The following is a 22,302-nucleotide window of genomic DNA, read 5'->3' as shown; positions in this document are numbered from 1 at the left end:
TTATTATTTTTGTTCAGTAGAACGCTTTTTGAATAATTTAAGAAATGGTTGCAAAATTACATCCATATTAACCAAACCAATATCATTAGTCGCTCTGTAGGTTAATAAAATGGCAACCGGTGTAAGTATAATTGATGACATCCAAGCACCAAAAAAAGGTGCAATTGCGTCTTCTTGTGCTAATTTTTTACCAAACACATTAATAAAATGGTAAACAATAAAAACAATCATCGCAAAAACAATTGGCAAACCTAATCCACCTTTTCGGATAATAGCACCAATTGGGGCTCCAATAAAAAACATAAGAAGGCAAGCATAAGCAATCACAAATTTATCATATAATGCCAACCAATGGTTATTGATGTTTTTTATTTTTCCTTCCAATTCAAATTTTGAACCTTCGATTGAAAATTTTGCATTTGAAACATTTGCTTTAGCAATATCATAAACTCCATTTATTTGATGCGGTTGGAGTAAACTGATTAGATCTTTTATATTACCTTTTTTTGCAGCTTTTTCTTTTGCAATAGTATCTTTAATAATTTTTTTTATAGGTTCGGAATAAAATGAAACATAACGTTGCTTCATATTTTCAGTGTAAGAAATGATGTCTTTTTTATGATTATTTTCTAATGAATCAAGTGTGTATCTTAATTCATTGATATTTAGCATATTATTAGTATTGGCAATTTGATCTGCATCCATATCCGTTTTTTGTAATGGAGCCAAATCAAAATTGATAATATACTTTTTAAAAGCACTTTTTGCAAATGGTACTTTATTCTTTTCCGCATAATTTTTTACCGGAACATCTTCATAATAATTTCCATCAAACAAAATTAATTGAAGAAAATTAGAATTTTCAGTGCTAACTAATTCCCCACGTTTTGCTTTGATAACCACATTTGTGCCTACACCCAAATTGGAAAGTTTATGAATGGTTACATCGGTCAAAAGATTATCGTTATCACCGTATTTGTCTGCCACTTTAATGGTGTAGCTTCCAACTGTACTAAACTGTCCTTCTGCTATTGCCATGGAAGGTTTCTGTTGAACGATGCTTTTGCGAAGATTAATGAATTTATATTCTGCTTGCGGAATGATATTATTTGCAAATAAAAATGCCACAAAACTTAATCCTAAAATAAAAACTGCCAAAGAATGCATAGCACGTCTCAGTGAAATTCCGGATGATTTCATGGCAGCGAATTCATAATTTTCGGCAAAATTACCAAAAGTCATGATGGATGCTAAAAGCACTGAAAGCGGTAAAACTAATGGTACAACCTTTGGAGAATAGAATGTTAGAAACTTGATAATTAAAAAAGTATCCAAATCTTTTCCAGCCAAATCGGCTATAAAAAGCCATATTCCCTGAAGTATAAATATAAAAAAGAGGATAACAAATACCGTAGCAAATGTGCTCAAAAATGAAGTCAGGATATAGCGATCAAGAATTTTCACCTTAAAAATTAGTCTATTCTATTGATGTAGTAATTTTTGAATTTACTCTCGTCAAAGGTAAACTGATTTTTTGATAATGGCTGATTGGTTTTGAAAGAATTAACAGTGAGTGTTGTTTTAGTTCCTTTTTTACCAACTTCAATCAAATTATAAATGTTTTTAGTTTGCACATCAATCCCCAAAAGAATTTCTTTTCGTTGGTCTTTTGAACTAATAGGAACTAATTTGATGTATTGAATTTTTCTTCCTTTAATATCTTGAGAAATATCCCAATAATACTTATATCCTTGATTAAAGAATGTCAACATTTTGGAAGGTGTAATGGCATTTTCATCTTTTTCATCCACTTTCGAAATTGTCACTTCTTCATCCTCAGGAACAATGGTATAGGTTTTTTTACCATCAAAAATTTTAGTTGTTCCCATAAAATTAAGGTAGTATAGATTTCCTTTTAAAATTACACTTCCTTTACTGTCTTGGTTGATATTTTCTTTGGTATTTTGAAGACTGTATTTAAAATCGATTGAAATGTTTTCGTAGCTTTTTACTTTGGCAGTTACTTCATCCAATAAATCTTTTGCTTTTTTATCCTGTGCTTGTACACTAAATACAGATAAAAACAGAATTGAAATCCAGATAAATTTTTTCATTTTATGCATTATTTTGTTCGTTGTTAAAAAATTCGTTTAACGAATTCAAGTCAGGAATATTCACCGATCGGGCTTTGCTTCCTTCAAAAGGTCCTACAATTCCGGCAGCTTCCAATTGATCTATCAATCTTCCAGCACGGTTGTAGCCTAATTTTAATTTCCGTTGCAATAATGAGGCAGAACCTTGTTGTGCGGTTACAATCACCTCGGCAGCATCCCTAAACATTGAATCACGTTCGGATATATCTATATCAAGCATTGTGCCATTCTCTTCTCCAACATATTCAGGAAGTAGATAAGCATTAGGATACGCTTTTTGCGATCCAATGAATTCAGTAATACGTTCAACTTCCGGAGTATCTACAAAAGCACATTGCACACGAACCAAATCATTGCCATTTGTATAAAGCATATCTCCACGACCAATTAACTGATCAGCTCCTTGTGTATCTAAAATTGTTCGCGAATCGATTTTAGAAGTTACTCTAAATGCTATTCGAGCAGGGAAGTTAGCTTTAATTAAACCTGTAATTACATTCACCGATGGTCGTTGTGTAGCAATAATCAAATGAATCCCAATGGCACGAGCTAACTGAGCTAAACGGGCGATAGGAGTTTCAACTTCTTTTCCGGCGGTCATAATCAAATCGGCAAACTCATCCACTACTAAAATAATGTATGGCAAAAATCGATGACCTTCGTTGGGATTTAATTTTCGGGCTTTAAATTTATCATTGTACTCTTTGATATTTCGAACCATTGCATCTTTTAAAAGTGTATAACGGTTATCCATTTCAATACATAACGAATTTAAAGTGTTGATAACCTTTGTGTTATCTGTGATAATTGCATCAGAATCGTCTGGCAATTTAGCTAGATAATGACGTTCAATTTTATTAAAAAGCGTAAGTTCAACTTTTTTAGGATCCACCAAAACAAATTTTACTTCTGCCGGATGTTTTTTGTATAATAAAGAAGTTAAAACAGCATTTAATCCAACCGATTTTCCTTGTCCTGTTGCACCGGCCATCAAAAGGTGAGGCATTTTAGCTAAATCAACCACAAACGTTTCGTTGGAAATTGTTTTACCTAGTGCTAATGGCAATTCCATTTCTGCTTCCTGAAAACGAGACGAACCAATGACAGATTTCATCGGAACCATCGTTGGATTTTTGTTTGGTACTTCAATACCAATTGTTCCTTTTCCTGGAATTGGAGCAATAATTCTGATTCCTAAAGCAGAAAGAGACAAAGCAATATCATCTTCTAAACTTTTAATTTTTGAAATACGAATACCGGCTTCAGGAACAATTTCATATAAAGTAACAGACGGACCAACAGTGGCTTTGATTTGAGCAATATCGATTTTATAGTTACGAAGTGTTTCTAAAATTCTGTTTTTATTTTCTTCTAATTCTTCTTGATTAATTGTAATTCCGCTTGAGCCATAGTCTTTTAATAAATCTAATGTTGGGAATTTGTATTTTGATAATTCTAATGTTGGATCAAATTCTCCAAAATCGGCCACTAATTTAGCAGCTAAATTTTCTTCAATTTGTTCTTCCTCAGGAGCTTTTTCTATTACAAACTGTTCATCATCCGTTTTTATGATTTCCGGTTCTCTGGAAATTGGAAGAGGATTTGGTTCTAATGTTTTAATCTTTGGTTCGAGATTAATTTCAGAAGCATTTTCAATAGTTGGTTTGAGATTTTCTTTATTTATTTCGAAGGATGAAGCCGGTTTTTTTATTGAAATTACACCATCTTCTAATTCTTCTTCCTTTTTAGTTTCAATAGGTTGATCAAATGGATTGATAGCAGCGGCTTCTTCTAAATCTTCTTTAATTTCATTTTTCTTTCTTTCAAATAATTTTTGAAACGTTTCAGGCGAAACATTTACTTTAAAAATCAAATAAATTAGAAAACTAAAAACCAAGACTAAAAGCGTTCCTGGTTTTCCCATGAAATCTTGAATATAGGAATTCATTTCAAACCCGACAATTCCGCCTAATTCAGGAATATAATTGGAAAAGAATCCAAACATTAAGGAGAAATTTACCATCGCAAATAAATCCCAAAACCATAAATTCTTTAATTTTTTTAGAGGTAGGCTCAGAATCATGTAGATTCCCGACATAAAAAACAGACGAACGAGTAGGAAGGAAGCTATTCCAAAACCTCTATACAGAAACAAATCAGCTAAGTAAGCACCCACTTTTCCCAACCAATTTTTTACATCAACAGAACGGTTACTTATGCTGCTAACGGCACTTTGGTCTTCTTGCCAATGAATAAAAAAGGAAACCATCGACAGAAACAAAGCTACTGAAAAAAGCACCAAAAAACAGCCAAACAAGAATCGATGTTGTTTAGAAAATTTGAATATTTTTTTATTTTCAGATTTTGCTTCTGCTTCTTTTTTGGCAGAATTTGTCGAAGATGTTTTAGCCATTAACTCCCTTAATTTGTTGTAAAAGTAACTATTTTTAGATTATTTTCAATATAATTTGACAAGGTAAGGAACATAAATTATCATTCCTACAGCAATTGCCGTTAAAGCTGCAAAAAATACCGCACCGGCTGCAATATCTTTGATAAATCCGATTTTTTCATGATAATTGGGATGAACAAAATCAGCTACTTTTTCAACCGCAGTATTCAATCCTTCAATAGATAAAACCAAACCGATGCAAAGGGTTTGAATTAACCATTCGCTTTTTGAAATATCAAAATAAAATCCGGCAAGTGTAACAATAATTCCTAAAGAAAACTGAACCATTACGCTGTGCTCTGTTGACAAAAGTTTATATGCACCTTTAAAAGCGTAAACGATACTTTTTAAACGTCCGATAAAAAAACTATTGTCTTTTTGAAATTCCATAATTTATTTAAAGTGCAGCTAATGCCGTTTCATAATTTGGCTCGTCTGCAATTTCAGGAACTTGTTGAGAATGAGTCACCACTCCGTTTTCATCTACTACAATTACTACTCTTGAGTGAAGCCCGGCCAATGGTCCGTCTGTCATAGTTAAACCATAATTTTTTCCAAAATCTCCTTCTTTGAAATCGGATAAATTTTCAACATTTTCAATTCCTTCTGCACCGCAAAAACGTTTTTGAGCAAATGGCAAATCGCGAGAAATGCAAAGCACTTTTGTATTCTCTAAAGTTGATGCTTTTTGGTTAAAAGTTCTAACGGAAGTTGCACAAACTCCGGTATCAACGCTTGGAAAAATATTTAGAACTAATTTACTTCCTGCAAAATCACTTAATGAAGCGACTGATAAATCTGTTTTTACTAATTGAAAGTCAGGTGCTTTTGAACCAACTTTTGGTAATTCACCATTGGTATGAATAGGATTTCCTCCTAAAGTTATTGTTGCCATGTTTTTACATTTTTTAAGATTTCAAAAATAGGAATTATTTAATAAAGTTTCTCTTATACCACCAACAAAAAAACGCTTCCCGAAAGAAGCGTCTTTAATAGGTATTTGTATGGAAATTATTTGTCTATTGAACCCAAAACCCGTTGCATGAAACTGTTTAATGCCTCTTTTTTCTCCATTCCGTTTTGTATGGATTTGTGCACTTCAAGAGCTCCGTACATATTTGAAATTAATTCACCAATTACATCCAATTCTTCGTCTTTTAGTGAAGGAACTTCGGTTAAAGCTTCCAAAACTTCGATGGTTTCAACGAGATAATCTTGATCGTTTTCCTCAATAAATTGAGTTAACTGTTTGATAACGGGTAGTTTCATTAGTTTGCTGAAATTTCTGAAACTAATTCAGCTAAAACTTCTGCTTTATTAGTTTGGGTTTGATTAACTAATTCGCCATTTATGAAAGTTGCAAACGTTGGTAAGTTGGAAACATTGGCTAATTTTCTCGATTCAGGAGAATTTTCTGCATCAACTAATACAAATGTAATTCCGTCGTTTTCTGAAGCTAATTTTTTAAATTTCGGTTTCATTATACGGCAATTTCCACACCAAGAAGCAGAATATTGAACGACTACTTTGTTGTTTTGATTCACTAAATCTTGAAGTGTATCTTCGGTTAAATCGATTAACATAGAAATTAGAATTTAGAGTTTAGAATTCAGAATTTTTAGTTTTGACTTAAATAAGCAGCAGTGCTTAAACGGTCAGCAGCCATTGCTTCTTTTCCTTCTTCCCAGTTGGCAGGACAAACTTCACCTTTGGTTTGAACGTGCGTATAAGCATCAATTAAACGCAAATATTCGTTTACATTTCTTCCTAACGGCATATCGTTTACACTTTCGTGGAAAATTTTTCCTGTTTCATCAATTAAATAAGTAGCTCTGTACGTTACGTTTGATCCTGAAATTAAATACGTTTCAGTATCTTCATTGTACTCTCCGGCTTCAATATCTAAAATTCCTAAAGCAGAAGATAAGTTTCTTGTTGTATCTGCAATTAAAGGGTAAGTTACACCTTCAATTCCACCATTATTTTTTGCTGTATTTAACCATGCAAAATGTACTTCATTTGTATCGCAAGAAGCACCAATTACAATTGTATTTCTTTTTTCAAATTCAGGTAAAGCTGTCTGAAAAGCGTGTAATTCAGTTGGACAAACAAAGGTGAAATCTTTTGGATACCAAAACAAGATCACTTTTTTGTTGTTTTTAACCGCTTCGTCCAACACGTTGATTCTCAAATTGTCTCCCATTTCTGAAATTGCATCAACTGTAATGTTTGGAAATTTTTTACCTACTAATGACATAATTATTTATTTTTTTTAATTGTTAAATTCTGATGCAAATTTAAGCTATTAAACGGGTGTGAACTATGATAAATGTCATTCAAAATTTTAATGAAGCCATTGATTTTATTGATGCTGACAGAGGATTGCGTTTAAATCTTGCAAGTGTGCAATTTTAGTTTGCTTTTATTTATGTATTCGTAATTTTCTTATTAAACTATTGTATAATTAACAATTGTTAAAGTTAAATTAAAATAAAAAACTGCCGATTAAAGCAGTTTTTATGATTTATGATAGACAAACCTTATTTAGAAGTTAATTGTTTAATTTTAATGTTAAACGCAGCAAACAACAAAGTCATAAATGGACTAATGATGTTGAAGAAAGCATACGGTAAATAGGCCCAAGTTGAAACACCTAAAACTCCTGCCTGATAAGCTCCACATGTATTCCATGGAATTAATACGGAAGTTACCGTTCCTGAATCTTCCAAAGTTCTACTTAAGTTTTCAGGTGCCAATCCTTTATCTGCATATGCTTTTGAAAACATTTTTCCGGGAACAACAATAGCTAAATACTGATCGGAAGCTGTTAAGTTCAATGCTAAACAACTAGCAACTGTACTTGCAAATAATCCAAATGTAGTATGAAAAAGTTTCAATAAAGAATCGGTAATTCTTGTTAAGGCTCCAATGGCTTCCATAACACCGCCAAAAACCATCGCACAAAGAATCAACCAAATGGTGCCTAACATTCCTTTCATTCCTTTGGAAGAAAAAAGATTTGAAAGCATTTCGTTTGTCGTTTCAATCGAAGTTTCTACGGTAATGGCATTCATCACACCTTTATAGCCGGAAATAAAAGAGAGCTTATCACTTCCGCCAATTTTAGCAACTAGTTCAGGTTGAAAAAACAATGCAAAAAGACCACCTAATAACGTTCCAATTAACAAAGCAATTAATGGTTCTGTTTTCTTTATAATCAATAAAATAACAACTCCGGGAACTAAAAATAACCAGGGAGAAATGTTGAACGTCTCTTTGATAGAAGTTAAAGTTTCAGCCGTATCACTGCCACCACTAGTGGTTTGAGCTAAACCTAAAAAGATAAATATGATCAAAGTAAGTACCATTGTAGGAACGGTCGTTAAAGTCATATATCGTATATGCGTAAACAAATCTGTTCCCGCCATTGCTGGTGCTAAATTGGTTGTGTCTGAAAGTGGAGACAATTTATCACCAAAATATGCTCCCGAAACTACTGCTCCGGCAACCATACCTAAAGGCATTCCAATGGTGCTTCCTATACCAATCAAGGCAATACCTACCGTTGCAGATGTTGTCCACGAACTTCCGGTAGCTATCGATATTACAGAACAAATAATCACGCAAGCAGGAAGAAATATTGCAGGATGAAGGATTTGAAGTCCGTAGTAAATCATCGTTGGAATAACGCCACTCAACAACCAAGTTCCAGAAAGAGCACCAACCATTAATAGAATTAGAATTGCTCCTGAAGTTGATTTAACGTTTTTAGAAATGTCTTCCATCATCGCAGAATAAGAAACTTTATTTCTAAAACCAACAATAGCTGCAATAGCCGCTCCAATAATCAGAGCAAATTGATTTGGGCCTGAAGTCGCACTATCACCGTAAGCATAAACATTATACCCTAAAATTCCAATCAGTAAAAAAATAGGTAAGAGAGCTTCTAAAAGCGATAAATTTTTATTCTCAATTAGCTCTTCATTTTTTGGGTCGAATGGTTTGATGTCTTGACTTTCCATGTATTTTGTTTGTGGATGCAAGATATAAAAAAATCATTATTTAATCTTAAAATAAAAAATCCGACTCGCTAAAGTCGGATTAAAATATTTTTTATGCTTCTTGAAGTTCTTTTAAAACGCCAATTTCTTTCATACACAATTTCATCATCTGATACGTTCGTTCGATATCATTGTCTAAACCAATTGAAAAGCGAATCAAACCATCAGTTAAACCCATTTCTTTTTGTTCGTCAAGCGGAATTTCAGACGAAGTAGAAGTTCCCGGAGCACTGAATAACGTTTTATAAAATCCTAAACTTACAGCTAAGTAACCTAAGTTTCTGTTTTGCATTAATTCCATCAACTCGTTGGCTTTGTCCAGCGAACCTACATCAACCGTCATCATACCACCAAAACCATATTCTTTGTTAATCATTTTAGAATAAATTTCGTGACTCGGATGGCTTTTCAAACCCGGATAAACGACTTTTAAACCGTCATTTTCGAACTTTTCAGCCAAATAATTTGCGTTGTAACTGTGTTGTTTCATTCGAATATGAAGCGTTCGCAAATTCTTTAAAATACTCGCCGAACGAAGACTATCCATCGTTGGCCCAAGTAGCATACTTGCTCCGTTATTCACATTTTTCAAATCATTGATAAATTCTTGTGAAGCACAAACCACGCCACCAACAGTATCACTACTTCCGTTGATGAATTTAGTTAAACTATGAATTACCACGTCGGCACCTAATTTTGCCGGAGCAACTGAAAGTGGCGAAAAAGTATTATCAACAACCAATTTAATATTGTGCTTTTTTGCCAATTTAGCTAAGCTTTCAATATCAGCGACTTCTAATAAAGGATTACTTACGGTTTCGCAATATAACACTTTGGTATTGTTATTGATAGCTGCCTCAACTGCATCTAATTTTGTAATGTCAACAAAGTTAGTTTTGATGTTCCATTTTGGTAACATATTTTTCATAAACGCATACGTTCCGCCGTAGATTGTTCTGCTTGAAACGATTTCGTCTCCGGCAGAACACAATTGCATTAAAACCGGTGTAATTGCACCCATTCCGGAAGCGGCAACATTGGCACTTTCTGTTCCTTCCATAGCAGCTAAGGCTTCACCTAAATATAAATTCATTGGCGAAGAATGGCGAGAATAGAGATAGCAACCTTCGGCATTTCCTTCAAACGTATCAAACATTGTTTTGGCAGAGAGAAATGTATAGGTTGAACTATCGGAAATTGACGGATTTACACCACCGAATTCTCCAAAATATTGTAAGTCTTGAATTTGATCGGCCGGATTAAATTGATTGCTTTTCATATTTTTTCATTATACTATTAATAGTACAAATGAATAGATTAATAGTAAAAAAATCAACCTTAACAATAGAATTTAGATTATTTATCTATTTAATGCAAGTTATTTAGATTTTATTATTATTTTTGATATAATAAAGTAAATGAATTAGAAAATATAAAATTAGATAAGATGAGTTTAGATTTAATCGACAAAAAATTATTGATGCTTTTGCAAGCTGATAGCAAAAAAACAACAAAAGAACTTTCAATGAAATTGAATCTTTCTGTAACTGCGGTTTACGAAAGAATCAAAAAATTAGAACGTGAAGGAATCATTGAAAATTATGTAGCACTTTTAAATCGTTCAAAAATAAACAAAAGTTTTGTGGTTTTTTGTCATATCAAATTGGTACAACATACCAAAGAATATTTGAATACTTTTGAAAATGAAGTGGTTCAACTTCAAGAAGTTTTAGAATGTTTTCACGTAAGTGGCGATTATGATTACATCCTGAAAGTTTGTTTGAGCAGTATGGAAGAATACCGCGAATTTATGGTGACCAAACTCACTAATTTAAAGCATATTGGCAGTACGCACAGTTCGTTTATGATTTCCGAATTAAAAAACAGTACACAATTTGAACTGATTTAAATTTATCAGTAGTTTAATTTTTAACGATTTCTTACCAAAACAAAAAGGTAAAGCACGTAACTTTGTTAGACTAATTTTTTTACATGAAAATTGCAATAGTTTGTTACCCAACCTTTGGTGGAAGTGGAGTAGTAGCCACTGAATTAGGCTTAGAACTCGCACATCGCGGACACGAAATTCATTTTATAACTTATAAACAACCGGTTCGTTTGGCGTTGTTAAACCCAAATGTGCATTACCATGAAGTAAATGTACCTGAGTATCCGTTGTTTCATTATCAACCGTATGAATTGGCACTTTCGAGTAAGTTGGTAGATATGGTGAAACTGCACAAAATTGAATTATTACACGTGCATTATGCCATTCCACACGCTTATGCAGGTTATATGGCCAAACAAATGTTGAAAGCAGAAGGCATTTATATTCCTATGGTGACGACTTTGCACGGAACCGATATTACGTTAGTTGGAAAACATCCTTTCTATAAATCGGCGGTGACATTTAGCATAAATCATTCGGATGTGGTGACTTCGGTTTCCCAAAGTTTAAAAGATGATACGTATAAACATTTCGCTATTACTAAAGAAATTGAAGTCATTCCTAATTTTATCGAAATAAATAAAGTAAAAGTAGAAGAGGGGACCCCTTGTTATAGATCGCTCATGGCGAATGATGGAGAGCGTATTATTACCCACATAAGTAATTTCAGAAAAGTAAAACGAATTCCCGATATTATTAAGATATTTTATAAAATACAACAGCAAATTCCTTCCAAGTTGATGATGGTTGGCGAAGGTCCGGAAAAAGAAAAAGCCGAATTGTTATGTGAAGAATTAGGAATTTCCAACAAAGTCATCTTTTTTGGAAACAGTAACGAAATTGATAAGATTTTATGTTTTACTGATTTATTTCTGCTTCCATCCGAAACCGAAAGTTTTGGTTTAGCGGCATTAGAAGCAATGGCATTACATGTTCCTGTAATTTCAAGTAATACAGGTGGTTTGCCGGAAGTTAATATCGACGGTATTTCCGGTTATTTAAGTGATGTGGGCGATATTGATGCAATGGCGGCAAATGCAATTAAAATAATTCAAGACGATTCAACGTTATCTACTTTTAAAACGAATGCTTTTGAAACTGCAAAACAATTTGATATAACTAATATTCTTCCTTTGTATGAGGCGGTTTACGAAAAAGCAATTCAAAACCAATTTAATTCAATTTCCTAAGATGAAAAAAATCATTGCAATTACCGGAATTTGTTTGCTACTTTTTTCGTGTTCAACACAAAAGAATACTGATGAAAAACCACCACTTTATGAAATTTTAAAGCAAGAAGAGCAGGGTGGAGCCAATTTTCGTTTTTTTGAAATTATTACCGAGCAAAAAGAATTTAAAATGTTGTTGAATGATTCAGATTTGAAGAATAAAGTCAAACCCTCAGATATCAATACAAGTAATTTTTTATTGTTGAATATGGGTGAGAAAAATACCGGAGGGTATTCCTTTTCAATTGAAAACATAGAAGAAACCGAAAATGACATTATAATAACCATTAAAGAGAATGGTCCCAAAGGAATGGCTACTATGGTAATGACCTATCCGCTTTCAATTGTGAAAATAAATTCAAAAAAGAATATCATTATAAAATAAAAAAACGTCCCAATTGGGACGTTTTTAGTATACTTATTTCTAGAATTGATAACGAACACCTAAAGCGATATCCGGACCAAAATTTCTGTCTCGATATCCATCCCCGACATATAATTCGGGTCTAAAATCAAGAGATAATAAAAGCGGAAAATCAAAATTATATTCTATTCCAATGTCTCCGGCAGCTAAAACGTAGGTACCACTGTCTTTGTAGTCACTATTACCCGGTCCATCGTATTTATGGTTCCAGCTTCCTACACCGGCACCAACTCCGGCATACCAATTAAATCCTCCTTCAATGTTCCAAACCCATTGATAAAGACCAACTAATTTGTAACCATCCCAATTCTTACTGTTACGCCAGCCTAAATCAAATTCCAAGCGATTGTTTTTTGAAAGCCCTCTTTGATAGGATATTTCACCGCCAAAACCATCATTGTCACCAAGTCGTAAACCAATTGCATTCTTAGAGATTTCTTGAGCATTAGTACTCAAGACAAAGCCGAAAACCATAATGGCTGATAAAAGTACTTTTTTCATTTTATGTTAATTTAATATTTCTACAAATATAACGCTCAATTTCTAAAAATCGTATTTTAACAAGTTAAAGTATGTTAACAGAAGATTATGTAAATAAAACTATTTTTTCGAAAAAAGTAGTGACGCAATGAGTTGTTCGCTTAGTTTGGTTTCCATTTCAAAGAAATCTTCTTCAATCATGTTAGAATCTTTATCGTATCGGTATAATTTCCATCGCTTTTTGTTGTATTCCAAAGCGGTTAAATTCTCAACCCAATCACCTGAGTTTAAATAGAAAGTAGTTCCTTTTTTATTGACTTTTCTGGTCATTTTTGGTTCATGGATATGTCCGCAAATCACGTAATCGTAATTGTTTTCGATTGCTAATTCGGATGCCGTATGTTCAAAGTCTGATATGAATTTGATGGCTTCTTTTACATTAGCTTTTATTTTTTTTGAGAAGGAATAGGGCTCTTTCCCCATTTTTTGCAGAATCCAATTCACAAATCGATTGGCTACTATCAATAAATCATAACCCCAACCTCCTAATTTGGCAATCCATTTTGTATGTTGCACAGATGCATCAAAAACATCACCATGAAAAATCCATGCTTTTTTTTCATCTAATTCTAAAACCAATTTATCTACAATTGAAAAGTTTCCTATTTTAGTATCGCTGAATTTTCGAAGCATTTCATCATGATTTCCAGTGATGTAATATACTTCAGTTCCTTTTGAAGCCAAATCGATAATTTTTTTGATAACTTTTAAATGTGATTTTGGAAAATAGGATTTGCGAAACTGCCAAATATCAATAATATCTCCGTTTAAAATTAAAGTTTTGGGTTTAATAGTGGAAAGATAATGACATAATTCCTTTGCATGGCAACCAAATGTCCCGAGATGCACATCGGAAATTACAACCACTTCAACTTTTCTCTTTTTAAGCATACATAAATGAGGTTTAGCAAATTAACACCCATTTTTTCAAGTTTACTTTATCTAAAAGTTAACGAATTAAAGATTCATATTATATTAATGTGAATTCAAATTAATTTTAATGGTACTTTTTTATCGAAAAAACTTATTTTTGTTGAAACATCTTCACACAATGGCAGGAAATAGTTATGGAACTTTATTCAGACTCACCACTTTTGGAGAATCGCACGGCGAAGCATTAGGAGGCATAATCGATGGTTGTCCTCCAGGAATTTCAATAGATTTTGATGCTATTCAACAAGAAATGATTAGACGAAAACCCGGACAATCAGCCATTGTAACGCAACGAAAAGAACCAGACGAAGTTCAGTTTTTATCCGGAATTTTTGAAGGAAAGACAACCGGAACACCAATCGGTTTTATCATTCCGAATACGAACCAAAAATCGGATGATTACAGTCATATTAAAGACGCTTTTAGACCAAGTCATGCCGATTTTACGTATGAAAAAAAATACGGAATCAGAGATTATCGCGGTGGCGGAAGGAGTTCTGCACGCGAAACGGCCAGTAGAGTAGTGGCTGGAGCAATTGCAAAACAAATGCTTTCTAATATAGAAATTAATGCTTTTGTTTCTTCAGTTGGTGATATTTTTATTGATAAACCCTATCAAGATTTAGATTTTTCAAAAATTGAAAGTAATCCCGTTCGTTGTCCGGACGAAGTTACAGCAGCCAAAATGGAAGAATTAATTCGTTCTATCCGAAAAGAAGGTGATACGATTGGTGGAACCATAACGTGTGTAATTCAAAATGTTCCAATTGGTTTAGGTGAACCTGTTTTTGATAAATTGCATGCCGAATTAGGAAAAGCCATGCTATCCATTAATGCCGTGAAAGGATTTGAATTTGGTAGCGGTTTTTGTGGAGCAAGAATGCGAGGAAGCGAGCACAATGATTTGTTTAACGAAGACGGAACTACTCAATCCAATTTATCAGGCGGAATTCAAGGCGGAATTTCAAACGGAATGGATATTTATTTCAGAGTTGCATTCAAACCCGTTGCTACAATTATGCAAAAGCAAACAACAATTGATAAGGAAGGTAATTCTGTTGATTTAGAAGGAAAAGGACGTCATGATCCTTGTGTTGTTCCAAGAGCTGTTCCTATTGTGGAAGCCATGGCAGCGATAGTTTTAGCCGATTTTTACTTATTACAAAAAACATACAAAAAACAACTATGAAATTAGCTTTACATTGGAAGATTCTTATCGGAATGATTCTCGGATTAGTTTTTGGGTATCTGATGAAAAATCTGGAACTAAGAGAAATTGTAGTAGATTGGGTAAAGCCTTTCGGAACAATTTTTATCAATTTATTAAAAATGATTGCTGTTCCATTAATAGTAGTTTCATTGATTGTTGGACTTTCTGACCTAAAAGATATAGCGAAACTATCTAAACTTGGTGGAAGAACAGTTGCTTTGTATTTGTTTTCAACAGTATGTGCAGTTTCTATTGGATTAGTTTTAGCTAATTTAATTAGACCTGGCGATTATATCAACGATGAATCACGTAAAAGTTTGTTAGAAAGCTTTGCAGGTGATGCTGCTCAAAAAATCGAATTAGCCGAAAAAGCCAAAAATAGTGGACCTTTACAACCTTTGGTTGATGTTGTACCCGAAAACTTTTTTATGGCAATGACGGACAATGCTTCAATGTTGCAAGTCATTCTTTTTGTTATTTTACTTGGAATCGGCTTAATATTAATTGACGAAAATAAGGCCAAACCTGTTGTCGATTTTTTTAAAGGTTTGAATGATGTGATTTTAAAAATAATTGACATCATAATGCTCGGAGCTCCAATTGGTGTTTTTGCCTTAATGGCTGCTTTGATGGTAGAAATACCTGATTTTTCTACTCTTAATGCACTTTTGATTTACGCGTTAACAGTTGTAATTGGACTCTCGGTAATGGTTTTTGTTTTATATCCAACTTTGTTAATCGTTTTGGCAAAATACTCTCCGGTTAAATTTTTTAAAGCTATTTCTCCGGCTCAATTGTTAGCTTTTTCAACAAGTTCAAGTGCAGCAACTTTGCCTGTTACGATGGAAAGAGTCACTGAACATGTTGGTGTTGATGAAGAAGTTTCAAGCTTTGTTTTACCTTTGGGAGCAACCGTAAACATGGATGGAACCAGCTTATATCAAGCTGTTGCTGCGGTATTTATTGCACAAGCAATGGGAATTCCGTTGGATTTACAAACGCAACTAATGATTGTGGTTACAGCCACTTTGGCATCCATTGGTTCCGCTGCAGTTCCTAGTGCGGGAATGGTGATGCTAGTAATTGTTTTAGGTCAAGCCGGAATTCCGGAAGCTGGTTTAGCCTTAATTTTTGCGATAGACAGACCGCTTGATATGTGTAGAACTGTTGTAAATGTAACTAGTGATGCAACAGTTGCAACGGTAGTCGCAAAATCTGTTGGAAAACTGCATGATGTTGATGATTAATTTTTTTTCAATTTTAAATAACTAAAAAAGGTTTGTTGGGATTTAATCAACAAACCTTTTTTAATTTTTATCAGATTCTTATTCTATTCTAAAGCCATCCGGTAAAACCGCACCTTTTTTCACAACAATAATTCCTTCTTTGATAGTATATAAAGGTGTGTTGCTATCTTTTAAATGTTTTCCTCCGTTTAAGTAAACATCGTTACCAATTCTACAATTTTTATCTACGATGGTGTTGTTGATGTAGCAACGCTTTCCTATACCGATATTTTTGACATTATGGGCAATATTTTGGTTTAATTCATCTAAATTTTGATAGTAATCACTACCCATTACATAAGAATTTTTGATGATGGTATCTTCATCCACACGAGCACGAATTCCAATAACGGAATGTTCGATAATGGCTGAATTCAAAATACAACCTTCGGCTACAATCGATTTTTCAATCGTTGTTTTTCCTAGTGTTTTTCCAGGTGGTAAAACCCTTGCACGAGTGTAAATCTTACTATTGTTATCAAATAAATTGAATTTCGGAATATCATCGGTTAAACCTAAATTGGCTTCAAAAAACGAATCGATATTTCCAATATCTGTCCAATATCCTTCGTATTGATAACTTAATATTCGTTGATTTCCAATGGCTTGCGGAATAATTTCTTTCCCGAAATCTTTCGTGTCAGGATTCTTCATCAAATCAATTAATAAATCACGATTGAAGATGTAAATTCCCATCGAAGCTAAATAATGTCTTCCTTCATTTTTCATTTCATCACTCACATCAGAAGTCCATTGTGGTAACAATTCTGCTGAAGGTTTTTCTATAAAAGAAGAAATAAAACTATTTTCATCTGTTTTTAAAATTCCAAATTCCGGAGCTTCTTTTGCCGAAACAGGAAGTGTGGCAATAGTGATAGAAGCACCACTTTTTTGATGAGCATCAATCATTTGATTAAAATCCATTTGATACAATTGATCACCTGACAAAATTAAAGCATAATCAAACTCATGATTCAAAAAGTGTTGCATACATTGACGAACCGCATCAGCCGTACCCTGAAACCACGTTGGATTGTCGGGGGTTTGTTCAGCAGCTAAAATATCAACAAATGCTGAACTAAAATAACTGAAATGGTAGGTGTTTTTGATGTGTTGATTTAAGGAAGCCGAGTTAAATTGAGTCAATACAAACATTCGTTTAATATCTGAATTGATACAGTTTGAGATTGGAATATCTACCAAACGATATTTTCCCGCTATCGGAACGGCTGGTTTTGATCGACTTTCGGTTAGCGGATACAATCGGGAGCCTTGTCCTCCTCCTAAAATGATGGCTAATACTTCTTTTTTCATGTGGTTAATTTTTTAATGATTGATAAACATCTATATATTCTTGTGCAACTTTTTCCCACGAGTGGTCAATTTGCATGATTGTTTTTCTGGTTGAGTCAAAAAGTTTCGTGTCGTTATACAAATCTATTGCTCTCGTAACGGAATGATTTACATCAAAAACACTCGTATGATCATGACAAATTCCAAACCCGCCGTCGCCAATATCAAGTACAGTATCTTTTAAACCGCCGGTTCTTCTTACAATCGGAATTGTGCCGTATCGCAACGCATACAATTGATTTAATCCACACGGTTCAACGCGAGACGGCATCAATAAATAATCTGCTCCGGCATAAATTATGTGAGCTAATTTTTCGTTGTAGCCGATATAAGCATTATAATTTCCGCTGTAAAAATGGGTTAACTGCGTCAAACTATTTTCCACATTTGTATCACCTGAACCTAAAATTAGGATGTTAATTTCGTTGGGATTTCGGCTCAAAGCAATGCTGCAAATTTCAGGTAATAAATCGGCACCTTTTTCGCCAACTAATCTTCCAATAAATGTGAAAAGTGGTTTGGTTGGGTCTAAATTAAATTGTTCGCATAAAAATTTCTTATTCTTCTCTTTTCCGACTTTTAAGGTTTTTACATCATAATTAGATTCGAGCATTTCATCGGTTTTCGGATTCCAAACTTCGTTGTCAATTCCGTTTAAAATTCCGAGGCTTTTTGGTCGTTCAAATCGCAATAAATTTTCTAATCCATTGGCTTTTTCGCTCATTTCATCTAAATAACTTGGTGAAACAGTGGTTACTTTCCAAGCACATTTTATGGCTGAAGCAAGCGGATTGATGATTCCGTTCCATTCTAAAAATCCTAAACGCGACGAGCTTACTTGCGGTAAATAGTGTAATTTATCAAAACCAAACCACCCTTGGTATTGTCCGTTATGAATAGTTAAAACCGTTGGAACTCGATTCAAATGTTGATAAATCGGTGCGTGCGACATCATAAACGGAATCAATCCGGTGTGATGATCGTGGCAATGAATTATATCAGGAACTTGATTGGTTTCGGTTAGCCAATTCAAGAAAGCAACTTGAAAAGCAGTGAAACGCTCAGTGTCATCTTGATAAGAATATACATTGGGACGATCAAATAATTCAGGAATGGCTATCAAATATAACTCAAATCCTAGTTTATTGGTTTTTTCTTTTAGAATTGTATATGAAAATTGAAACCATCCCAATCGCAATAGACCTTGATGAATAGTTTCAAATTCGTTTTCATTTGTAAATTTATTATCATAACCAGGTACAACCACTTTTGCATGTTGACCTAACTTGTTTAAATATTTTGGTAATGCTCCAACCACATCGGCTAAACCGCCCACTTTTGCTACCGGATAACATTCTGCACTAATATGAATAATTTCCATTTATTTTTTCCATTTAATATTACAACCGATACTTGGTTTTTGATTTGGGTTGACGGTTCTGTTGTACAAAACGCTATCAATCGCTCCTCGTAAATCGCTTCCGCTGAGTGGAATGCCGTTTCCTGGACGAGAATCATCTAATTGTCCACGATAAACCAATTTGTCCTGATTATCATAAAGAAAGAAATCGGGCGTGCAAGCTGCTCCGAAAGATTTGGCAACTTCTTGTGTTTCATCATATAAATAGGGAAATTCAAACTTGTTTTCAAAAGCAAATTCAGTCATTAATTGCGGACTATCTTCTGGATATTGTTCAACATCATTGCTCGAAATGGCTACAATTCCGATACCTTGCACACGGTAATCATTAGCAACCAAAATAATTTCATCAATAACGTGATGTACAAACGGACAATGATTACATATAAAAAAAACTAACGTTCCTTTTTCGCCTTTGCAATCTGAAAACGTAAAAAAATCATTGGAATTGGTGTCTTTTAAATGAAAATTTGGAGCTAAAGTTCCTAAAGAAATCATGCTTGATTCTGTTCTTGCCATTACTGCGGATAATTTTTTTAAGTTAATGCTTAAAGTTAAGAATTTTTAGATTGATATTCTTATTTTTGAGTTTAAATTTTTAAGAATAAATTATTATGTTGAGTTGGGAAGAATTTGAAAAGGTAGAAATGCGAATTGGAACTATTTTAGAAGTAAATGATTTTCCTGAAGCTCGAAAGCCGGCGTATCAATTAACAATTGATTTCGGTAATGAAATTGGAATTAGAAAAACATCTGCTCAAATCACGAAACGATATAATAAAGAAGAACTAATAGGAAAGCAAATTGTGGCCGTTGTGAACTTTCCCAAAAAGCAAATCGGGAAATTCATGAGTGAATGTTTGGTGCTTGGTTCGGTGGGTGAGGACAATGATATTGTACTTTTATCATCCGATCAAAAAGTAGCAAACGGTTTGCGAATTGGATAAAAAAAATCCCTTCGAAAAGGGATTTAAGTTTTAAATATCATCAAAATCAATGTCGGTAAAACTCGCTTTTGGAGCATCTTCACTTTCAACTGTTTCTGAAGCATATTCTTTTTTGAAATCTTTTTGATGTCTTTCTGAAATAACTTCTTCGCCTTTATGGTCTAAAACATAGGCAGTCATATCGTCTAGAATTTCTTTAAAGGCAACAAAATCTTCTTTGTATAAATAAATTTTGTGTTTTTTAAAGTGGAAGGAACCATCTTCTTCTGTAAATTTTTTACTTTCTGTGATGGTAATGTAATAGTCGTCTGCTTTGGTTGCTCTAACATCGAAGAAATAGGTTCTTCTGCCTGCTCTTAAAACTTTAGAAAAAATTTCGTCTTTTTCTAACATTTCGTTTTCTCTCATAATCTTTCTGTCAAATTTAGTGTTGTAAGTAGTAACCAAAAATCTAAAAAATAATTGAATTATCAAAAAATTACGACAATTCTTTTTCAGAAAGTTGTTTCAAATACAATTCCTTATAATAACCTTCTTGATTTAATAATTGAAAATGAGTGCCTTGTTGTATAATTTCTCCTTCTTCTAAGATGATAATTTTATCTACATTTTTAGCTGATGAAACTCGATGGCTGACAATTAATGTAGTTTTATTTTTACAAATTTCAAATAAGTTATTCAGAATTTGTTCTTCTGTTTCTGTATCAACGGCTGATAAGCAATCATCAAAAAGTAAAATTTCAGGATCTTTTATGATTGCTCTAGCGATGGAAACACGTTGTTTTTGTCCGCCGGAAAGTGTGATTCCTCTTTCGCCTAAAACAGTATCATATTGATTTTTAAAGTTGATGATATTGTCATGAACAATAGCTTGTTTAGCCGCTTCAACCACTTCTTCGTCTGTAGCATCTTCTTTTCCGAATTTAATATTATTTTTAATACTATCCGAAAACAAAAAAGCATCTTGAGGAACAATTCCGATACTATTTCGTAAATCGTGCAGGTTGAGAGTAGCCAATTTTTTTCCATCCATAGTAATCGAACCGTTTTCTACATCATATAATCTGCAAATCAAAGAAAGAATTGTCGATTTTCCTGAACCTGTTTTTCCTAAAATAGCTAAAGTTTCTCCTTTTTTTACTTCAAATGAAATATCTTTTAAAGCCTGAATATTGGTGTCTTCATACGTAAAACTCACATTTTTAAAAGCAATTGAGCCTTGAATCGTATCGTTATTTGGATTATGGTTTTTAATTTCCGGTTCAATTTTTAAAAATTCATTGATACGTTTTTGAGAGGCTTCGGCTTCCTGAACCAATGAAGAAACCCATCCGATAGAAGCAACTGGCCAGGTGAGCATGTTGACATACAAAATAAATTCCGCTATAGTTCCAATGTTTTCAATGGTTCCGTCCACATACATCATCCCACCAAAATAAATCACAACTAAATTACTCAATCCAATCAACAAAATCATTAACGGTCCAAATAATGAATTTACTAATGCCAAACTCATATTCTTATCACGACTTTCTTGTGCTAAACCGTTGAATTCTTTTTTGTTTTGTCCTTCCAAAGCATAAGCTTTTATTACTCTAATTCCGGAAAACATTTCCTGTGAAAAACTGGAAAGTGTAGATAGATTTTCTTGATAAATGCGACTTCTGTTATTGATTTCAACACTCAATTTAAAAATGAAATAGGAGAGAAGCGGCAAAGGAAGAATCGTGTACAAGGTCAGTTTTGGCGAAACATTATACATATATATGATTACAATGGCAAAACGGATGAAGGTATTAATGGTGTACATAACGGCTGGGCCAACATACATGCGAACTTTTCCAACATCTTCCGAAATGCGATTCATCAAATCTCCTGTTCGGTTTCTTTTATAAAAACTTTGCGATAAGCGTTCGTATTGTTGAAAAACTTCATTCTTTAAGTCGAATTCAACATGACGAGACATTACTATCAATGTTTGTCGCATTAAAAACGTTAAAAACCCTGCAATTACAGTTGCTCCAATAATTAATCCTAAACTAATGAGAAGTTCTTTTTTGATTATACTGGTGTCGCTTATTGGATTTTTAATATAGGCATCAATGATATTCATCGATTTACTAACCAGTTTTGGAATAAATAGTGAGAATATTTGTGCAACAATTGTAATGATAATACCTAACAAAAAACGGTATCTATATTTAATGAAATATTTATTTAAATAATGTAGTTCTTTCATGTTATTTAATTCGGATGAGAGGCTATGGATTAAAAAATGTTAAAAAATTGCGAATTATGTTATTTTAAGATTGTCTTCAAATGGCGGTTGTTATTAACAGATTGCTA

Annotated in this window: 23 protein-coding genes; 6 read left to right on the top strand and 17 right to left on the bottom strand. The window is 33.4% G+C overall.

What is annotated here, in order from left to right; translation table 11 throughout:
* Window positions 1-3 precede the first annotated feature (3 nt).
* The 10 genes from B4N66_RS15685 to B4N66_RS15640 all read right to left on the bottom strand — a co-directional run bounded on the left by B4N66_RS15685 (window position 4) and on the right by B4N66_RS15640 (window position 9,945).
* Window positions 4-1,464 carry an LptF/LptG family permease gene (locus B4N66_RS15685; RefSeq protein ID WP_291096090.1) on the bottom strand — a complete coding sequence of 487 codons (1,461 nt, stop codon included), beginning with the start codon at window positions 1,462-1,464 and terminating at the stop codon, window positions 4-6.
* A gap of 8 nt (window positions 1,465-1,472) precedes the next feature.
* Window positions 1,473-2,114 carry a LolA family protein gene (locus B4N66_RS15680; protein WP_291096089.1) on the bottom strand — a complete coding sequence of 214 codons (642 nt, stop codon included), beginning with the start codon at window positions 2,112-2,114 and terminating at the stop codon, window positions 1,473-1,475.
* A 1-nt stretch (window position 2,115) separates the two neighbouring features.
* Window positions 2,116-4,566, bottom strand: coding sequence for a DNA translocase FtsK (locus B4N66_RS15675; RefSeq protein ID WP_291096088.1), 2,451 nt, complete (start codon window positions 4,564-4,566; stop codon window positions 2,116-2,118).
* 45 nt (window positions 4,567-4,611) lie between these two features.
* On the bottom strand, window positions 4,612-4,995 hold the full coding sequence (locus B4N66_RS15670; protein ID WP_248434166.1) for a diacylglycerol kinase family protein: 384 nt from the start codon (window positions 4,993-4,995) through the stop codon (window positions 4,612-4,614).
* 7 nt (window positions 4,996-5,002) lie between these two features.
* Window positions 5,003-5,500, bottom strand: coding sequence for a thiol peroxidase (gene tpx / locus B4N66_RS15665; RefSeq protein ID WP_248434165.1), 498 nt, complete (start codon window positions 5,498-5,500; stop codon window positions 5,003-5,005).
* A gap of 116 nt (window positions 5,501-5,616) precedes the next feature.
* Complete coding sequence (locus B4N66_RS15660; RefSeq protein ID WP_248434164.1) at window positions 5,617-5,874, bottom strand: DUF6952 family protein; 258 nt, start codon at window positions 5,872-5,874, stop codon at window positions 5,617-5,619.
* Entirely contained in the window at window positions 5,874-6,188 is a 315-nt protein-coding gene (locus B4N66_RS15655; RefSeq protein ID WP_291096086.1) for a thioredoxin family protein, read from the bottom strand. The genes B4N66_RS15660 and B4N66_RS15655 overlap by 1 nt, the downstream gene beginning before the upstream one ends.
* 35 nt (window positions 6,189-6,223) lie before the next feature.
* Window positions 6,224-6,862: a peroxiredoxin gene (locus B4N66_RS15650; protein WP_248434162.1), complete on the bottom strand. Its 639-nt coding sequence runs from the start codon at window positions 6,860-6,862 to the stop codon at window positions 6,224-6,226.
* A gap of 283 nt (window positions 6,863-7,145) precedes the next feature.
* A complete protein-coding gene (gene nhaC / locus B4N66_RS15645; protein ID WP_291096084.1) occupies window positions 7,146-8,627 on the bottom strand; it encodes a Na+/H+ antiporter NhaC in 1,482 nt (493 codons plus the stop codon).
* 91 nt (window positions 8,628-8,718) lie between these two features.
* The gene (locus B4N66_RS15640) at window positions 8,719-9,945 is read right to left on the bottom strand and encodes an aminotransferase class I/II-fold pyridoxal phosphate-dependent enzyme (RefSeq protein ID WP_291096082.1); all 1,227 of its coding nucleotides are present in this window, start codon (window positions 9,943-9,945) and stop codon (window positions 8,719-8,721) included.
* Between the two features lie 168 nt (window positions 9,946-10,113).
* On the opposite strand from B4N66_RS15640, the gene B4N66_RS15635 reads away from it, so the two are divergent.
* The 3 genes from B4N66_RS15635 (at window position 10,114) to B4N66_RS15625 (ending at window position 12,228) form a co-directional block, all read left to right on the top strand.
* Window positions 10,114-10,575 carry an Lrp/AsnC family transcriptional regulator gene (locus tag B4N66_RS15635; protein WP_291096080.1) on the top strand — a complete coding sequence of 154 codons (462 nt, stop codon included), beginning with the start codon at window positions 10,114-10,116 and terminating at the stop codon, window positions 10,573-10,575.
* Between the two features lie 83 nt (window positions 10,576-10,658).
* Window positions 10,659-11,804 carry an N-acetyl-alpha-D-glucosaminyl L-malate synthase BshA gene (gene bshA, locus B4N66_RS15630; protein WP_291096079.1) on the top strand — a complete coding sequence of 382 codons (1,146 nt, stop codon included), beginning with the start codon at window positions 10,659-10,661 and terminating at the stop codon, window positions 11,802-11,804.
* A gap of 1 nt (window position 11,805) precedes the next feature.
* Window positions 11,806-12,228 carry a protease complex subunit PrcB family protein gene (locus B4N66_RS15625; protein WP_291096077.1) on the top strand — a complete coding sequence of 141 codons (423 nt, stop codon included), beginning with the start codon at window positions 11,806-11,808 and terminating at the stop codon, window positions 12,226-12,228.
* Window positions 12,229-12,267: 39 nt separating this feature from the next.
* On the opposite strand, the gene B4N66_RS15620 is transcribed toward B4N66_RS15625, so the two are convergent.
* Complete coding sequence (locus tag B4N66_RS15620; protein WP_291096075.1) at window positions 12,268-12,768, bottom strand: hypothetical protein; 501 nt, start codon at window positions 12,766-12,768, stop codon at window positions 12,268-12,270.
* A 99-nt stretch (window positions 12,769-12,867) separates the two neighbouring features.
* Window positions 12,868-13,698: a UDP-2,3-diacylglucosamine diphosphatase gene (locus B4N66_RS15615; protein WP_291096073.1), complete on the bottom strand. Its 831-nt coding sequence runs from the start codon at window positions 13,696-13,698 to the stop codon at window positions 12,868-12,870.
* 160 nt (window positions 13,699-13,858) lie between these two features.
* On the opposite strand from B4N66_RS15615, the gene aroC reads away from it, so the two are divergent.
* A complete protein-coding gene (aroC, locus tag B4N66_RS15610; RefSeq protein WP_291096175.1) occupies window positions 13,859-14,929 on the top strand; it encodes a chorismate synthase in 1,071 nt (356 codons plus the stop codon).
* The gene (locus B4N66_RS15605; RefSeq protein ID WP_291096071.1) at window positions 14,926-16,197 is read left to right on the top strand and encodes a dicarboxylate/amino acid:cation symporter; all 1,272 of its coding nucleotides are present in this window, start codon (window positions 14,926-14,928) and stop codon (window positions 16,195-16,197) included. Before aroC ends, B4N66_RS15605 begins: the two co-directional genes overlap by 4 nt.
* Window positions 16,198-16,275: 78 nt before the next feature.
* On the opposite strand, the gene B4N66_RS15600 is transcribed toward B4N66_RS15605, so the two are convergent.
* The 3 genes from B4N66_RS15600 to B4N66_RS15590 are packed head-to-tail and all read right to left on the bottom strand — an operon-like array spanning window position 16,276 to window position 19,528.
* The gene (locus B4N66_RS15600; protein WP_414654164.1) at window positions 16,276-17,550 is read right to left on the bottom strand and encodes a glucose-1-phosphate adenylyltransferase; all 1,275 of its coding nucleotides are present in this window, start codon (window positions 17,548-17,550) and stop codon (window positions 16,276-16,278) included.
* 4 nt (window positions 17,551-17,554) lie between these two features.
* On the bottom strand, window positions 17,555-18,970 hold the full coding sequence (locus B4N66_RS15595; protein ID WP_291096069.1) for a glycogen synthase: 1,416 nt from the start codon (window positions 18,968-18,970) through the stop codon (window positions 17,555-17,557).
* Window positions 18,971-19,528: a thioredoxin family protein gene (locus tag B4N66_RS15590; protein WP_291096067.1), complete on the bottom strand. Its 558-nt coding sequence runs from the start codon at window positions 19,526-19,528 to the stop codon at window positions 18,971-18,973.
* 95 nt (window positions 19,529-19,623) lie between these two features.
* On the opposite strand from B4N66_RS15590, the gene B4N66_RS15585 reads away from it, so the two are divergent.
* Window positions 19,624-19,956: a tRNA-binding protein gene (locus tag B4N66_RS15585; RefSeq protein WP_291096065.1), complete on the top strand. Its 333-nt coding sequence runs from the start codon at window positions 19,624-19,626 to the stop codon at window positions 19,954-19,956.
* A 30-nt stretch (window positions 19,957-19,986) separates the two neighbouring features.
* On the opposite strand, the gene B4N66_RS15580 is transcribed toward B4N66_RS15585, so the two are convergent.
* Window positions 19,987-20,364, bottom strand: coding sequence for a PUR family DNA/RNA-binding protein (locus B4N66_RS15580; protein WP_291096063.1), 378 nt, complete (start codon window positions 20,362-20,364; stop codon window positions 19,987-19,989).
* 70 nt (window positions 20,365-20,434) lie between these two features.
* Window positions 20,435-22,195, bottom strand: a complete 1,761-nt coding sequence (locus B4N66_RS15575) for an ABC transporter ATP-binding protein (protein WP_291096062.1) — start codon at window positions 22,193-22,195, stop codon at window positions 20,435-20,437.
* Window positions 22,196-22,302: the final 107 nt, after the last annotated feature.

This window comes from Flavobacterium sp. UBA2787 (assembly GCA_002352205.1).
Lineage (GTDB): Bacteria > Bacteroidota > Bacteroidia > Flavobacteriales > Flavobacteriaceae > Flavobacterium.
Note: the sequence above shows the minus strand (reverse complement) of the source record. Positions and strands in the feature narration are given on the sequence as shown.

Bases quoted from the DNA above. Each gene is read 5' to 3' on its own strand.
- B4N66_RS15605 (WP_291096071.1), top strand. From the start codon at position 14,926: ATGAAATTAGCTTTACATTGGAAGATTCTTATCGGAATGATTCTCGGA.
- aroC (WP_291096175.1), top strand. From the start codon at position 13,859: ATGGCAGGAAATAGTTATGGAACTTTATTCAGACTCACCACTTTTGGA.
- B4N66_RS15625 (WP_291096077.1), top strand. From the start codon at position 11,806: ATGAAAAAAATCATTGCAATTACCGGAATTTGTTTGCTACTTTTTTCG.
- B4N66_RS15635 (WP_291096080.1), top strand. From the start codon at position 10,114: ATGAGTTTAGATTTAATCGACAAAAAATTATTGATGCTTTTGCAAGCT.
- B4N66_RS15580 (WP_291096063.1), bottom strand. From the start codon at position 20,364: ATGAGAGAAAACGAAATGTTAGAAAAAGACGAAATTTTTTCTAAAGTT.
- nhaC (WP_291096084.1), bottom strand. From the start codon at position 8,627: ATGGAAAGTCAAGACATCAAACCATTCGACCCAAAAAATGAAGAGCTA.
- B4N66_RS15670 (WP_248434166.1), bottom strand. From the start codon at position 4,995: ATGGAATTTCAAAAAGACAATAGTTTTTTTATCGGACGTTTAAAAAGT.
- B4N66_RS15640 (WP_291096082.1), bottom strand. From the start codon at position 9,945: ATGAAAAGCAATCAATTTAATCCGGCCGATCAAATTCAAGACTTACAA.
- tpx (WP_248434165.1), bottom strand. From the start codon at position 5,500: ATGGCAACAATAACTTTAGGAGGAAATCCTATTCATACCAATGGTGAA.
- B4N66_RS15655 (WP_291096086.1), bottom strand. From the start codon at position 6,188: ATGTTAATCGATTTAACCGAAGATACACTTCAAGATTTAGTGAATCAA.
- B4N66_RS15650 (WP_248434162.1), bottom strand. From the start codon at position 6,862: ATGTCATTAGTAGGTAAAAAATTTCCAAACATTACAGTTGATGCAATT.
- B4N66_RS15675 (WP_291096088.1), bottom strand. From the start codon at position 4,566: ATGGCTAAAACATCTTCGACAAATTCTGCCAAAAAAGAAGCAGAAGCA.
- B4N66_RS15585 (WP_291096065.1), top strand. From the start codon at position 19,624: ATGTTGAGTTGGGAAGAATTTGAAAAGGTAGAAATGCGAATTGGAACT.
- bshA (WP_291096079.1), top strand. From the start codon at position 10,659: ATGAAAATTGCAATAGTTTGTTACCCAACCTTTGGTGGAAGTGGAGTA.
- B4N66_RS15660 (WP_248434164.1), bottom strand. From the start codon at position 5,874: ATGAAACTACCCGTTATCAAACAGTTAACTCAATTTATTGAGGAAAAC.
- B4N66_RS15615 (WP_291096073.1), bottom strand. From the start codon at position 13,698: ATGCTTAAAAAGAGAAAAGTTGAAGTGGTTGTAATTTCCGATGTGCAT.
- B4N66_RS15595 (WP_291096069.1), bottom strand. From the start codon at position 18,970: ATGGAAATTATTCATATTAGTGCAGAATGTTATCCGGTAGCAAAAGTG.
- B4N66_RS15600 (WP_414654164.1), bottom strand. From the start codon at position 17,550: ATGAAAAAAGAAGTATTAGCCATCATTTTAGGAGGAGGACAAGGCTCC.
- B4N66_RS15575 (WP_291096062.1), bottom strand. From the start codon at position 22,195: ATGAAAGAACTACATTATTTAAATAAATATTTCATTAAATATAGATAC.
- B4N66_RS15680 (WP_291096089.1), bottom strand. From the start codon at position 2,114: ATGAAAAAATTTATCTGGATTTCAATTCTGTTTTTATCTGTATTTAGT.
- B4N66_RS15620 (WP_291096075.1), bottom strand. From the start codon at position 12,768: ATGAAAAAAGTACTTTTATCAGCCATTATGGTTTTCGGCTTTGTCTTG.
- B4N66_RS15590 (WP_291096067.1), bottom strand. From the start codon at position 19,528: ATGGCAAGAACAGAATCAAGCATGATTTCTTTAGGAACTTTAGCTCCA.